Source organism: Thermotoga profunda AZM34c06 (genome assembly GCF_000828675.1).
GTDB lineage: Bacteria > Thermotogota > Thermotogae > Thermotogales > DSM-5069 > Pseudothermotoga_B > Pseudothermotoga_B profunda.
The window spans coordinates 715,672-729,680 of record NZ_AP014510.1; the positions used below are offsets into that span (position 1 = coordinate 715,672).

12 protein-coding genes are annotated in these 14,009 nt (G+C 39.1%); 9 read left to right on the plus strand and 3 right to left on the minus strand.

Annotated elements, in window-relative coordinates:
- Nucleotides 1-2: 2 nt before the first annotated feature.
- Genes TSP02S_RS03445 through gltX form a run of 8 tightly spaced genes read left to right on the plus strand, consistent with a single transcriptional unit; the run spans nt 3 to nt 6,386 of the window.
- Entirely contained in the window at nt 3-1,022 is a 1,020-nt protein-coding gene (locus TSP02S_RS03445; RefSeq protein WP_041081891.1) for a M42 family metallopeptidase, read from the plus strand.
- Nucleotides 1,019-2,023 (plus strand): M42 family metallopeptidase, encoded by a 1,005-nt coding sequence (locus TSP02S_RS03450; RefSeq protein WP_041081893.1) that lies wholly within the window; start codon nt 1,019-1,021, stop codon nt 2,021-2,023. Before TSP02S_RS03445 ends, TSP02S_RS03450 begins: the two co-directional genes overlap by 4 nt.
- 2 nt (nt 2,024-2,025) lie before the next feature.
- Nucleotides 2,026-2,733 carry an SPOR domain-containing protein gene (locus TSP02S_RS03455; RefSeq protein WP_041081895.1) on the plus strand — a complete coding sequence of 236 codons (708 nt, stop codon included), beginning with the start codon at nt 2,026-2,028 and terminating at the stop codon, nt 2,731-2,733.
- Complete coding sequence (locus TSP02S_RS03460; RefSeq protein ID WP_041081897.1) at nt 2,730-3,275, plus strand: ComEA family DNA-binding protein; 546 nt, start codon at nt 2,730-2,732, stop codon at nt 3,273-3,275. The genes TSP02S_RS03455 and TSP02S_RS03460 overlap by 4 nt, the downstream gene beginning before the upstream one ends.
- Before the next feature lie 12 nt (nt 3,276-3,287).
- Complete coding sequence (locus tag TSP02S_RS03465; RefSeq protein ID WP_041081899.1) at nt 3,288-3,764, plus strand: OmpH family outer membrane protein; 477 nt, start codon at nt 3,288-3,290, stop codon at nt 3,762-3,764.
- Complete coding sequence (gene lptB / locus TSP02S_RS03470) at nt 3,761-4,471, plus strand: LPS export ABC transporter ATP-binding protein (protein WP_041081901.1); 711 nt, start codon at nt 3,761-3,763, stop codon at nt 4,469-4,471. Before TSP02S_RS03465 ends, lptB begins: the two co-directional genes overlap by 4 nt.
- The gene (locus TSP02S_RS03475; RefSeq protein WP_041081903.1) at nt 4,468-4,992 is read left to right on the plus strand and encodes a TIGR00725 family protein; all 525 of its coding nucleotides are present in this window, start codon (nt 4,468-4,470) and stop codon (nt 4,990-4,992) included. Before lptB ends, TSP02S_RS03475 begins: the two co-directional genes overlap by 4 nt.
- Complete coding sequence (gltX, locus tag TSP02S_RS03480) at nt 4,989-6,386, plus strand: glutamate--tRNA ligase (protein WP_041081905.1); 1,398 nt, start codon at nt 4,989-4,991, stop codon at nt 6,384-6,386. Before TSP02S_RS03475 ends, gltX begins: the two co-directional genes overlap by 4 nt.
- 32 nt (nt 6,387-6,418) lie before the next feature.
- Here the strand turns inward: gltX and TSP02S_RS03485 are convergent, their stop codons facing one another.
- Nucleotides 6,419-7,975 (minus strand): FGGY-family carbohydrate kinase, encoded by a 1,557-nt coding sequence (locus tag TSP02S_RS03485; RefSeq protein WP_041081907.1) that lies wholly within the window; start codon nt 7,973-7,975, stop codon nt 6,419-6,421.
- A 120-nt stretch (nt 7,976-8,095) separates the two neighbouring features.
- On the opposite strand from TSP02S_RS03485, the gene TSP02S_RS03490 reads away from it, so the two are divergent.
- Entirely contained in the window at nt 8,096-8,797 is a 702-nt protein-coding gene (locus TSP02S_RS03490; protein ID WP_041081909.1) for a hypothetical protein, read from the plus strand.
- Nucleotides 8,798-8,846: 49 nt separating this feature from the next.
- Here TSP02S_RS03490 and lacZ read toward each other — a convergent pair whose 3' ends face one another.
- Nucleotides 8,847-12,131, minus strand: coding sequence for a beta-galactosidase LacZ (gene lacZ, locus TSP02S_RS03495; RefSeq protein WP_041081911.1), 3,285 nt, complete (start codon nt 12,129-12,131; stop codon nt 8,847-8,849).
- Between the two features lie 79 nt (nt 12,132-12,210).
- A complete protein-coding gene (locus TSP02S_RS03500; RefSeq protein WP_041081913.1) occupies nt 12,211-14,004 on the minus strand; it encodes a glycosyl hydrolase 53 family protein in 1,794 nt (597 codons plus the stop codon).
- Between the last annotated feature and the right edge of the window lie 5 nt (nt 14,005-14,009).

The following is a 14,009-nucleotide window of genomic DNA, read 5'->3' on the forward strand; positions in this document are numbered from 1 at the left end:
TTTTGTATCTGAAAGAGTTGACAGAGCTTGACGGGGTATCGGGCAATGAACAACAAGTAAGGGATTTCATAAATCAGAAAATAAGGGACAAAGTTGATGAAGTAAAAGTAGACGTACTTGGTAATCTGATAGCTTACAAAAAAGGAACGAAAGGAAAAAGAAAGATCGTTCTGGCAGCACATATGGACGAGGTTGGTTTCATGGTAACGAATATAGAAGAAGATGGTACTCTGTCATTTTCTCCAGTCGGTGGAGTTGAGACACAAGTCATGGCTGGCAAAGTTGTTCGTATAAACGGTAAGGTCTTAGGTGTGATTGGATATAAAGCCATTCACATACAAGATAGAGAACAATTACTCAAGCCGTTGTCAGTAGAACAATTGCGTATTTACATAGGAGCAAAATCGAAAGATGAGGCATCAAAGCAAGTCAAAATAGGTGATTATGTGGCTTTTACCACCACATTTGATCAAGAAAATGGTAGAGCGACAGGTAAGGCTTTTGATGATCGTGCTGGGTGTTCGGTTTTAATGGACCTAATTGACAAAAATGATCGATACGAAGATGATGTGTATTTTACCTTTGTTGTTCAAGAGGAAGTGGGACTCAGAGGTAGTGCTGTTGTGGTTGAGCAAATTCATCCTGATATAGCGATAGTGATTGAAGGAACTACTGCTGGTGATGACCCTGAATTACCAGAATATCAATGGGCAACCCATCTTGGCGATGGTCCTGCGATTACCTTCATGCACAGAGGATATGTCGTGAATAAAAAGGTATACGAGTCGATAATTGGAGTCGCTCAAAAGTATTCAATTGCATATCAGTCAAAGAGGAGAACCGCCGGGGGAACCGATGCGGCGCGTCTTGCGAGAACGGGAGCAGGTACCGCAGCCGGTGTTGTATCTGTGCCTTCGAGATACATTCACAGCCCGGTTTCCATGATTGATTTGAACGATTACAATAATACGGTTCTACTTTTACAAAAAATTCTCGAGGAAGGGGAGGCATTTGCAAGATGATAGATCTCATAAAAAAATTAACACAAGCATATGGACCAAGTGGTAGAGAAGAAGAGGTACACAATCTGATTCTTCAAGAACTGGAAGGACACATAGATGGTTATAAATTCGATAATGTTGGAAATCTTTTGGTATGGAAGACAGGTTCAAGTGGCAAGAAGGTCTTATTTGATGCACACGCCGATGAAATAGGGCTTGTCGTTACAAATATCGATGAGAAAGGTTTTCTGAGGGTAGAGAGTGTAGGAGGAGTTCCACCACATTCTTATGTTGGTCACAGGGTTAGGTTTCCAAATGTTGTAGGGGTTGTTTACGTAGAAGGAGAAACGGAAGAAGAGAGAAAGAAGAATTTCACGAATTTGAATTTAGACAATATGTTTGTCGATATTGGAGCGAGAAATCGTGATGAAGCGATGAAGATCGTGCCCATAGGTTCTTTTGGTGTTTACGATTCATATTTCTACAAAAACGGAGATCTGTTGATCAGTAAGTCCATGGATGATCGAATAGGTTGTGCTATCATAGTCGAAGTTCTCAAGAGGATTGAGAAGCCTCACAATACAGTCATAGGTTCATTTACAGTACAGGAAGAGGTAGGACTCATTGGTGCATCGGTTGCTGCTTATTCTTTGGTTCCTGATGTGTGTGTTGCTATTGATGTCACTGATTCTTCAGATTATCCAAAATCTTTCAAGAGACACTCGATGGCTCTTGGGAAGGGTCCGGCGATAAAGATCAAAGACAGGGCTTCAATCAGTAACAGAAATATCGTAGAAAAACTCATACAGATAGCCGAGCAACAGAAAATTCCGTATCAGATGGAGGTTCTCACGTTTGGCGGGACAAATGCTGCAGCACTTCAAAGAACAAGATCTGGCATACCTTCTGCCACGGTATCGATTGCCACAAGATATGTGCATTCTCCGAGCGAAGTTGTCTCTCTGGAAGATGTAGAAAATACTGTGGAGTTACTCATAAATTATGTGGGGAAGGGAGTGTAAAGGTGCCGAAAGGTCAAATCAGATTGACCGAAATGCAGGCTCGATTACTTGCTATATTAATAATCGCATTGAGCATCGGTTTTGTCAGTTTTACACTTGCAACGTTTTTTGTTTTGAAAAGTCGTTCCAATATCCAAGTGGAGATAGTAGAGGTACCACCACCGAAAATCGAAGTACCGACTAAAGCAAGTACATCAACTGACTCTTCAACAGAGTATGTGACTCCTTCTGTCTACAGAATAGAAGAATTTGATTACAAAAAACTCGTAATTCAAGCAGTTGAAGTGGTTGAAAAGGGCGCAAGTGTATCGGTTTATGTTCTACAATCAGAAGATGCTCTAAAGGTCATCAGGGCTTCTAATCTGCCATTTTTGATCTGCCAATATTCCAAAGATACTTACACAGTTGGGATCGTTGGTGATTACATCTTTCAAAATCTCACGCCTATGCGCACTTTGTATGGAGTACTTGTACTGTCAGTTGTGAACAAAGAAACTGCTATGGAACGAGTATTGGCTTTTAGAAGTGCTGGTTATCCTGCTTATCTGATGCATTTTACACGAGATGGGCGTGATTGGTATTCACTCGTGATAGGGGCTTTTAGCGATGTCAATAGTGCAGAAGATTTTAACAAGAAATTGGATTGGACAGAGGTGATGAAGATAGCTGGTACTCAGCGCCCCGGATATGTGGGGAGAATAACACCTTGAAGCTTTCGGTAAGTGAAAAAAGGTTAATTCTCATTTCTTTTGTTGGTTTGATACTCCTTTTAGGATTTGCACTTGAAAAGAGTTACAAAAAAGAAGATGTGGCATCAGAAGAAGTAGCTCGAAGAACCATTGAATTTCCAATAGATATCAATGTGGCTTCTTACGAAGAGTTACTTGAAATACCTGGGATTGGCCCGGCGAAGGCAAGGGCCATAATTCAATTCAGGGAACAAAATGGTCCCTTTAAAACTGTTGATGATTTAGTAAAAGTCTCTGGAATTGGTAAATCTACGGCTCAGAGGATATCAAATTATGTGAGACTTGGGAGTTCTTCTGTTCCATCAAGTATTAGAAAGATCAATGTAAACACGGCTACTTTGGAAGAACTTTTAGAACTTCCTGGTATAGGAGAAGTCAAAGCAAGTGAAATTATCAAATTCAGAGAGAAAAATGGGTTCTTCAAAAAACCAGAAGATCTTCTACAAGTACCAGGCATAGGTCCAAAAACAGTTGAAAAAATAAAAGATATGATTGCATTCTGAGGAGGTGCTCGTATGAAAAACGTAACTATATTTTTGGCAGCTTTAGTTCTTGTGTTGATGTTATTCTTACTTTACGGAGCCACACAGGAAAATGCAAAGATAGTCTTCATCGATGTGAACAGGATCACTCAGGAGTATCCCAAGATGGTTGAACTCAACGAACGTTACAAAGCAGATGTCCAATATTATCAAAACAAAATCAACGAAATGACAAAAGAACTCGAGAACATGCAAAAATCTGGTGCTTCTCAATCGGATTTGGAGAAAAAACAAGCGGAAATACTTGCAAGGAAACAACAATATGAGCAACTCATTCAAAACGAATATCAACCAAAAATGCAACAGGTGATAGATGAAATAGCAAACAAGATAGACAAATACGCAAAGATGATGGGTTATGATTATATCCTGAGCAAACAAGCACTTGTTTATGGTGACGATGCATACGATATCACTGACCAGCTCATAAAATATTTGAAGGCGCAATGAATAGAATTGAATGCCATGGACTTGTTAAAAAATTTGGAAGGAAGATCGTTGTTGATCACGTAGATCTATATGTTGAACAAGGTGAAGTTGTAGGTCTCTTGGGACCGAATGGTGCCGGCAAAACAACGATCTTCAATATGGTGTTGGGAGTTGTCATTCCCACAAGTGGCAAGATAATATTCTCGGGAACAGACATAACAAAGGTTCCAATCAGTCAAAGAGCAAGATTTGGTATAACATACCTTCAGCAAGAAACATCGGTCTTTGGTGGTATAAGGGTTTTTGAAAACGTCGAATTGGTTCTCAGATTTTATGAAAAAAACAGAGAAAGAAGAAAGCAAAAAGTCGAAGAATTGCTAAGGGAATTTGGGATATGGGAATTGAGAGATCAATACGCAAATGATCTTTCAGGAGGAGAAAAAAGGAGATTAGAACTGGCAAGAATGATGGCGCTCAATCCATCTTTTTTGTTACTCGATGAACCATTTGTTGGTATAGATCCTAAAACGGTGAAGGATATACAGCAGATGATTCGTTCTCTTAAGGGAAGGAACATAGGGATAATAGTGACAGATCACACAGTCGATGCTCTATCGCAAGTTGTTGATCGTCTCTACATCATACACAAAGGAAAGATAATAGCACAGGGAGAACCACGTGAAGTTCTTGAAAATAGTACAGTCAAGGAGGTTTATCTGGGTACATGAACGTCGGTGTCGTTGGATACTCTGGATCTGTTGATTCGCCATCTATCAGAAAGATCAAACAAACTTGCGTTCAACTCGGAGAAGCTCTCGCCAAGAACAACCATACGGTTTTCTGTGGCGGTAGAGATGGTGTGATGGAACTCGTTTCAGAAGGTGTTAAAAGGGCGAATGGAACAGTTGTTGGTGTACTTCCTTACGGTGAGACAGGAAACCAATATCTATCTCTGAGAATCAAAACGCCCTTTGATAACATAACTCGTTCTTTGGTACTTGTTGAAAGTTGCGATGTGATTGTTTCGGTAGGTGGAGAGATTGGAACGGCTATAGAGGTACTCATGGCTTATGCAAGATCCAAACCGATAATACTCTTCATCAACACAGGAGGTTGGACGGATAGATTCTCAGAGATTCTCATCGAAGGAAAGTATCTCGATTCAAGAAAAAACACAACTGTGATGAAGGCGAGTACCGTTGAAGAAGTTATCAAAATGATCCAAGAGATCGGGAGGAAGAAAACATGAACGAAGTAAGACTCAGATTTGCGCCAAGCCCGACGGGACATCTTCATGTAGGGGGTGCCCGAACAGCTCTTTTCAACTGGCTGTATGCCAGAAAAATGAATGGTAAATTCATCTTAAGAATAGAAGATACAGATCTTCAAAGATCAACAAAAGAATCTGAAAAGGCAATCATTGAGTCTTTGAAATGGTGTGGTATTGATTGGGATGAAGGACCAGATGTTGGTGGAGATTTTGGGCCATATAGACAAAGTGAACGTGTTCTTAAAGGGATATACGATCATTATGCTCGAATATTGATTGATAAGCAAATGGCTTACTACACAGTCTATGATAAATCAGACAGGAAAAAACCTATTTTGAACACGTATGAGTATCCAGAAAAATACATAAAAGAAGGTCATGATATCACCATTTCTTTCAAAGTTCCTGAGGGAACAACCAAATTCTATGATCTTCTGAAAGGCGACATGGAGTTTCAAAATTCGACGATAGAGGATTTTGTGATCATAAAATCCGATGGTTTTCCAACTTACAATTACGCTGTTGTGATAGATGATCATCTGATGAAGATCACTCACGTTTTCAGAGGAGAAGACCACCTTTCCAACACTCCTAAGCAGATAATGATCTATAACGCTTTGCAATGGGAAACCCCACAATTCATGCATATACCATTGATACTCGGTTTTGACAGAACTCCTTTGAGCAAAAGACACGGTGCTACTTCTGTTGAACATTTCAGAAATATTGGAATATTAAACACAGGTTTGATGAATTATCTCGCGTTACTCGGCTGGAGCGTTGGTGAAGAGGAAATTTTTGATGTGAGAGAAAAGATCAAAAATTTTGACCCGTCGAGTATATCCAACAAAGGTGTGGTTTTTGACCCTGAAAAACTCGAGTGGGTGAATGGAAAACATATGAGAATTATGGATCTTAAACGGTTGTGGTGTGAATTCACCGAATGGATTCATTTCACAAATAAGAAGATGCCTGAAAGTGATGAACAATATGCTTTGAGAGTGATGTCAATGTGTAGAGAAAAAGTCAACACACTATCTCAGCTCTACGATTTTTCTTATCCATTTTTCTTCGATGATTATGTTTATGAGCAAAAATTCATCGATGAATATCTCAAGACATCTTACGCTAAGGATGTTCTGGAAAATGCCCTTGAGTATTTTGCTCAATTGAAAGATTGGTCCATTGAAGGTACCGAAAAGGTATGCAGATCGCTCTCGAATACCCAAATTGCATCGAAAAATAAAGTCTTTCAACTATTAAGAGGTGTAGTAACTGGAAAGTTAGTCACTCCTGGGCTTTTTGAAACCCTCTCGGTATTAGGTAGAGAGCGTGTTATCTTGCGCATCAAAAGGGCTTTGTCGAATTTCTAAAGCTGGGTTGAAAATCCCAGCTTTTATTTTTCTCACAACTCTGGATAACCTGTTATTTTCTGCATGGCTTTATAAAGTGGTCGGAGTCTTTTGTATATTTTTCTGTAGACTTTTTCATAAAGTTGCGAGTAGAGTTGCGTATGTTCTTTTTGTGGTTCAAATTTCTTGGAATATCTAACCATATTTTTCACAGCTTCATTGAAATCTCTGTAGTACTTCAATCCAACGAATCCAACTATTGCAGCACCAAGTCCAGAACCTTCATAGATCTCTCCTCTGAATACTTCACGATTGAGTACATTTGACAGTATCTGACAGACAAAATCAGATCTTGAACCACCACCAGCTACCATTACTTTTTCAATCGGCACACCCGAAACTCTTTCCATTTTTCCAGCAGCTTCGAGCAATGCATATGAAAGTCCCTCGATGATCGCTCTGTACAGGTATGCTCTGCTGTGGACATCACCAAAACCTATGATTGCTCCTCTCGCTTCTGGCATTTTCAACCCAGCGCCCCAGTAAGGTTGCAATATCAAGCCCATTGAACCGGGTTTTGTATTTCTCAAAAGTTCATCAAAGATTTCTTCGATGCCAACACCCCTTTGAGCCGCTAATTGCGCTTCATAATTACCAAATTCGTTTTTGAACCAGCTGACCATCCAGAAGCCTCTGAAGATCTCAACTTCTGGATTAAAATGTCCAGGAATTACAGCAGGGTATGGTGGCATGAATTTGATCGGTTCAAGGTATTTTTGGGATGTTATCTGTAAAGTTGCGGTAGTACCCAAACTGGCACAAGCCGAAGATTCATTTAGACATCCCATCGCAAGCGTTTCGCATCCTTTATCTGAACCGGCGGCGATCACAGGAATCTTTGACATTAAACCCATCAACTGCCGAGCATATTCAGTGAGTTCGCCTATAATAGTTGCGGGATCAACCAGTTGTGGTAGTTTTTCTTTTTCTATTTGGAAAAGATATGGCTGATAATCTGTTTTGGGATCTGCCCATCTTTGTTTTTTGTAATTGAAAGGGATGTGACCTATCTGATTTGCAACTGAGTCTATGAATTGTCCAGTCAATAGATAATTGAACCATCCGGAGAGTAAAAGAAATTTATGAGTCTTTTTCCATATCTCAGGTTCATTTTGCCTTATCCAGTTCGCTTTACATTTTTTTGCTGAGATAAATGCGGCTTTATCCATTCCGATTATTTTGAATCCTATCTTATAATGTAAAGGCAAATGACAATCATATTCAGCCATTCTTTGATCAAGCCAGAGTATTGCTGGCTTCAATGGTCTACCTTCTCCATCTAAAAGTACACATGTATCTCTTTGAGTCGTCACACTAACTGCTCTTATCATTTGCCATTTCTCTGGATTTCTCTGCTTCAAAACAAAACAAGATTTCGCCAACGCTTGTTCATAAACAGACAAATCTTGTTCAGCCCAACCTGGTTTCAATGATGTATAAGGCTGTGGATATTCTTCTTTGTGAAAATCGATCAATCTGCCAAATGGATCAAAAAGGAGTACCCTTAGACTTTGTGTACCACAATCAATCGAAAGAATCAGATCATTCATGACTTACCACCTCAATCAATCTTGATTTTACACTGTTTTTATAGGAAAGTAGCGACGCACAGATTTTCAAAAAAGTGGTAGAATGAATTGTAACTCAATCCATCTTTTGGGGGGATGGCAATGAGAAGGATTTTCATCTTTGCATTACTTGTGTTGGCAGTTCTCGCACTGGCAGATATTTACGCGCTTTATCATTTGTCGGTACCGGGTTATAGAACTACCGTGTTTGTTTCAAACATGAGCGAAGAGGAAGCCAATTTCACTATTTCAGCCTTTGATTGCACTGGTCAAAAGCTCTGGGAAGACACCTATATCAGTAAAGAGTATTCGACTGTGGCTATTAACCTTGCTGAGTTTATAGAATCCAATGACGATTGTTGGGGTCTTCTATTGATCAAGTGTGATCAACTATTACACATCACTGCTTTTTATGAGGATGAAGAGTACGGCTTATTGAACACCGATCATGTTATTGAGCCTGTTCAGGCTTCTGAAGACACCAAATATTATTGGTATGCCGCAGGTTATGTCAACAAAGGCAATTCTGAGACAGCACTGGTTTTGATAAACCCCAATGAAGATGAGGCAAGTGGCTCTATATGGATATGTAATTCAAACGGTGAAACTGTAAAAGATTTATCAGGTACCATAGAACCATTTTCGGCGAAATTTTTTGATTTGATAAAGTTCATCAAAGATGACGTAGGTGTTGTCGATATTCAGAGTGATCTACCAATCATCATAGGCATTGAACACTATGAAGATGGTGAGATTTGGACGATCGATAACATAGTAGACTGGTATACAACTACCGAATGGTAAGATCATAAGTGACAAACCATTGTGGGAGACAAAAAAGTCTCCCACAGTTTTACATCGGATATCTTCTCACATATACAGTCTTTTTTGTTCCAATGTTAGTAGATATCAAATAATCACCTGGTTCTGTTAATTGCAAAGTGAATTTGACTGTCTGTTTTTCCAAAGGTGGTACCATTAGCTGCTTTACTTGGACTGGTTTTTCGTTGAGATATAAAACGATATCGTCTTGATATGTGATTAAACCATAATTTGTTGCAGCCAGCGAGACAATCAATTTCTCTCCAATCTCCAGTAATTCTTTTGATAAAGTCATTGAAAAATCCATATCTTGTTCAAAAGCTGGCAGAGTTTTCCATGTACTGTTCTCATTCTCTGTTGGTTTCATCCTAAAAGTGTAGCAATAAGGTTTTGCGGATAAGATGTATTCTTTGTGTGGTAGTGCTCCCCAACTGTTATCTCCACCCAATCCCATTTGTTTGTAATCGATATTCACAGTTACAAAATCCCGAATTGGTAATTCATTTACATGATTTGCTTGCTCGATGTCTTCAATTGAAAAGGGCCACACGCTGAAATTCACCGTGGGAAGTCCCGAGACAAAGAGACAGGTTCTACCATCCGAGATTGAAACCCACCTTGCATCACTTCTGTTTCCTGTCTCTTGTGGCTTAACGTATTTGTGAAACATCTCGTCAACTCTGCTTGTATAAATACCGAAGATTCCACTTTCCTTTCTGTCTTCATATGTCTCATGAGGTCCTCTTCCGTACCACTTCACAAACCAGAAATCCCTTGGCATTCTCAGTTGTAACCCTATTCTTGGGATTTCAGGTAGATTCTGATTGGGAAAGAACGCGTAATCTACCAAAATATCGTTGTTTCCAAATATGGTATAAGTCAAATACAACCAACTATCTTTTGGTAGATGATAAATCGTTGAGACAATGGCTTTATTTTTCTCTTTCTGGCAAATCATTCTATGCAATCTTCTGAATTTACCTGCGTCTTTCCATATAGCCAATCTCTCTGGCATCTTATTTCCTATATCGTTATCTGTAGGGGCTCGCCAGAAATTTGGCACAATAGGTTCAAGTAGTAAGCTCTTTTCCTTGAAGATTATCTTTTCAAGAAGCCCAGTGAGTTTAGAAAAATTCAAAGTCATATCTTTTGTTTTGACAAAATAATATCGTACATCTTCATCGATATTCACGTGTTTTTTTACATATCTTCTTTCAAAGGTCGGCTTTTTCAATTGAAATTCTTGCCAAGCGACTGTGTGGTTTGTTGGTGCCCATAGTTCTTCTTTTTCTGTGGTAAATGAAATTTCAAGAAAATATTCTCTTCCATCTTTGAGTTCAGGTAGACTTAGGTTTAGTGATGTACTTTCACCAGGTGGAAGGGATATTTTGAATTTTCTTCTGGCCTTCTCAGAGCCGTCTTCTTTTAAAATCCATATTCCATTGAAATCCCGAAGATCTGTAAACATATAGTTGTTCTGAATATGAATTGAATTATTTTCAGTCATTGTCATTTCGATGTATTGATAGATTTTTTTGACTTCCATGAGCTCTGGTTCAGGTGTTCTGTCTGGTAGCACGATACCATTACAGCAAAAATTTCCATCATTTGGTTGATCACCAAAATCTCCACCATATGCCCAGAATCTGGTGCCGTTTTTGTCTATTTTTTCGATTCCTTGATCCACCCAATCCCAGATACAGCCACCGTGTAGATGAGGATTGTTTTTTATTACATCCCAATAATCTTTCAGATTTCCAACACTATTACCCATTGCATGTGCATATTCGCACATCACAAGAGGTCTACTTTGCTTTTTCGAAGAATACTCGAGAAGTTTATCAAAGGAAGGGTACATAACAGAAACGACATCTAAGTAGAAACCATCACCAGGTTTTTCCGCTCCAAGTGGAGCGTAGTGAACCAATCTCGATTTATCTCTTGATTTAATCCAGATAGCAGCCTTTTCAAAGTTTTTCCCATCACCTGCTTCGTTGCCAAGAGACCAAAAGATCACACAGGGGTGGTTCTTGTCTCTCTCTACCATACGTTGAACCCTGTCAAGGTGTGCCTTTTCCCATTCTGGTTTGTTCGCCAAGGTCACTTTTTCATCCCAACCAACACCGTGAGATTCGATATTTGCTTCATCTATGACAAAGAGACCATAATAGTCACACAGATCATACCATTTCGTTTGATTTGGATAATGCGATGTTCTGACGGTGTTTATGTTATGTTGTTTCATGAGTTTGATATCCTGAATCATTCTTTCAACAGTTATCGCATGACCCTTTTTCGGGTCAAATTCATGTCTATTGACACCTTTTATATAAAATAATTTGCCGTTGAAGAACAATTTACCATCTCTCACTTCGATCTTTCTGAACCCAAAATTGATCTTTTTTTTGTCTTCTTTTAGTTCTATACATAACACGTATAACCAAGGAGTCTCCCAAGACCATTTCAGTGGTTCATTTATATCGAATTGAAAAGAAAGGGTTCTTTCTTTATCCACCTCGATCTCTACTTTTTCAAGAACATCTCTTTCACCATGTGGATTTATCACAGAAAGAGTCAAAAGATCTTTGGTCTTTTGATCGTGAAAATTTCTCAAATCTACATCGACGAATAATTTTGCATCTTTATAATGTTCATCTAATTCTGTTCTCACGAAAACATCTCTTATATGTAATTTACTCAGAGCGTACAAATAAACATCACGATATATACCGGCAAACCACCACATGTCTTGATCTTCCAAATAACTCGCATCGCACCATTTCAAAACCTCAACAACTATCGTGTTTTCACCCGATTTGACAAAATCTGTTATCCTGAATTCAGCAGGAGTACAGCTGTCTTTACTGAATCCCACTTTTTTGCCATTTATCCATAAATAGAAAAAGGAACGAACACCTTCAAAACGCAAAAAAATCTCTTTCCCTGTCCAAGAATTGGGTATCCATACCTTTTTTCTGTATATACCTGTTGGGTTGTATTCCTTTGGTGGACATGGAGGGTTGTTGTTGAAAGGATAGATTGTGTTTGTGTATATAGGTTTATCATATCCAGCAAACTCCCAATTACTTGGAACTTCTATTTCACTCCAAGAGGTATCATCAAAGTCTTGCGATTCAAATGCGTTGGGTAAATTCAAGGGTGATGTGGAAAAATGAAATTTCCACTTTCCATTGAGTGCCAAAAAGTCTTCCGGATATATCCAATTCGCTGTTGATGGATCAAAATATGGGATAAACGAACTATGAGGCTTCTCCAAACCTTCATGCAAAAGTTCTGGGTTTTCCCATTCGAGCATTTTCTTACCTCCTATATTCGTGACTCTTGGTTTTCTCATTGTCAATGGTGATCTTGTCTATGACGGTATACCTCTTTCTTCACCTCTTTACGAGCTCAAATTGGTCTATCCATCCCCAGTTTCCAGCGTTAGCCTTTACAATCACACTTATTCTTATTCTGTTTGTGAGAATCTGTATATTACTGATCTTTGGATTGCTCCACTTAAGCCATCCATTATTTGCAATAGTTATCGTTTTATCTTGACCACCATAATCACTCACCTTCAATTGCACCAGGTCTCCACCACTACCTTGAATCCACATACTGACTTCGTAGATTCCATTTGGTATATCTGTCACAATTTGATAAAGCTCAAATTCAAAAGGTTTATCGAGCCAATAGTTAACCGCGTAAATCCCATGATGTGCATTTTGTGCAGGATCTGCACGTACTACTTTGATCGCTTTCTGCTCGCCATTGACTTGCCATGGACCAAATTCACCTGATTCAAAACTTGGGTTGAGCATGTAGTTTTCCTTATCTTTAACTGAAATTTTGGCTTGGACCTGTTTCCCAAGTTCCAATATCGTACCTTCTACCACATATTCACCTGCCGCTAATTCTTTTGAAATCTCATTCCATTTCACCTTCAATGATCTGATCGAATCGTCTTTGAAGGTTACCTTAACATACTCTGGCAATTTGAATTCTTCTTTAGAGAAGATTTCGATTCTGACAGGGGCAACCTCTTCTATTTCGAATTCTCCTTCGCTCGGCAGAGATGAATCTTTGAAAACCTGAACTGATGAAAGTAAATTCCCATGAAAGTCAAACAGCGTCTGATTTTCCCATGGATTACCCTCACCTGATTTCCATCCGACATCTTTTACAGGTATCCAGGCTCCTTCCCAGTAAAAAAATCCAAGCCCCTTATCTTCGGGGACAGAACGGATGACCCTGATCAGATCTCTGAGAAATGAAGTTTGTCCTTTCACTGTCGGTTTGTACCCGGATATTTGATCTGGTCCGAATATATTTGGGTAACCATCTTCATCTTCCAAAGTCCAGGCATATGCGGTTTCAGCCACAACAACATCCTTACCATATCTCAACGAAACATAATTCAGATTTGATGATAAATCCTGCAATGCTCCATGCCAATATGGGTAATAGGACGCACCGATGACATCGAAATCCACTTTGCGTTCAACGATTGAATCGAAAAACCACTTGAACAATGAACTATTTCCACCTTCCGCAAGATGTATCATCACTTTTATCTTTGGATCAACTTCTCTCACAGCTCTAACAGCCTCTTTTAACAGACTCGCAAGACCATCGAATCCCCCGGCATCCTTTCCTGAAATTTTTCCATCGGGCCATAAAAATCCATTGTTCAACTCATTTCCAATCTGTACCATATCTGGCAATGCTTGATGATCTTTCATGTAGACCAAGACATCTCTTGTGTACTCATAAACAGCCTTTTTCAGAGCGTCGTCGTGTAGATTTTCCCATGCTTTTGGTTTATTTTGTTTTCCTGGATCAGCCCACCAATCGCTGTAATGAAAATCTATAAGCACTTTCATACCGAGCATCTTGGCTCTCTGAGCGATTTGTGTCATATTCATGTAGTTGCAATTTCCTCCGCCTAAGGGTTCACCATTTTCGTCTGTCGGATCATTCCAGATTCTGAGTCTTATCCAGTTGACACCGTTATCTTTGAGAATTTCAAGACAATCTTTTTGTATTCCATTTTCATAGAATTTTCCACCTTGCTTTTCAATTTCATACAACGTGGAAAGATCTACACCAATTATGAAATCTTCAGTCGGTTTCATGATTCCAAAACACAAAATAGGCAGTAAAAACATCAAGGTAAAAATCTTCATCGAGA

Excerpts from the sequence above, each read along its gene's own strand:
- TSP02S_RS03450 (WP_041081893.1), top strand. The coding sequence starts at position 1,019 with ATGATAGATCTCATAAAAAAATTAACACAAGCATATGGACCAAGTGGT.
- TSP02S_RS03465 (WP_041081899.1), top strand. The coding sequence starts at position 3,288 with ATGAAAAACGTAACTATATTTTTGGCAGCTTTAGTTCTTGTGTTGATG.
- lptB (WP_041081901.1), top strand. The coding sequence starts at position 3,761 with ATGAATAGAATTGAATGCCATGGACTTGTTAAAAAATTTGGAAGGAAG.
- TSP02S_RS03475 (WP_041081903.1), top strand. The coding sequence starts at position 4,468 with ATGAACGTCGGTGTCGTTGGATACTCTGGATCTGTTGATTCGCCATCT.
- gltX (WP_041081905.1), top strand. The coding sequence starts at position 4,989 with ATGAACGAAGTAAGACTCAGATTTGCGCCAAGCCCGACGGGACATCTT.
- TSP02S_RS03485 (WP_041081907.1), bottom strand. The coding sequence starts at position 7,975 with ATGAATGATCTGATTCTTTCGATTGATTGTGGTACACAAAGTCTAAGG.
- TSP02S_RS03490 (WP_041081909.1), top strand. The coding sequence starts at position 8,096 with ATGAGAAGGATTTTCATCTTTGCATTACTTGTGTTGGCAGTTCTCGCA.
- lacZ (WP_041081911.1), bottom strand. The coding sequence starts at position 12,131 with ATGCTCGAATGGGAAAACCCAGAACTTTTGCATGAAGGTTTGGAGAAG.
- TSP02S_RS03500 (WP_041081913.1), bottom strand. The coding sequence starts at position 14,004 with ATGAAGATTTTTACCTTGATGTTTTTACTGCCTATTTTGTGTTTTGGA.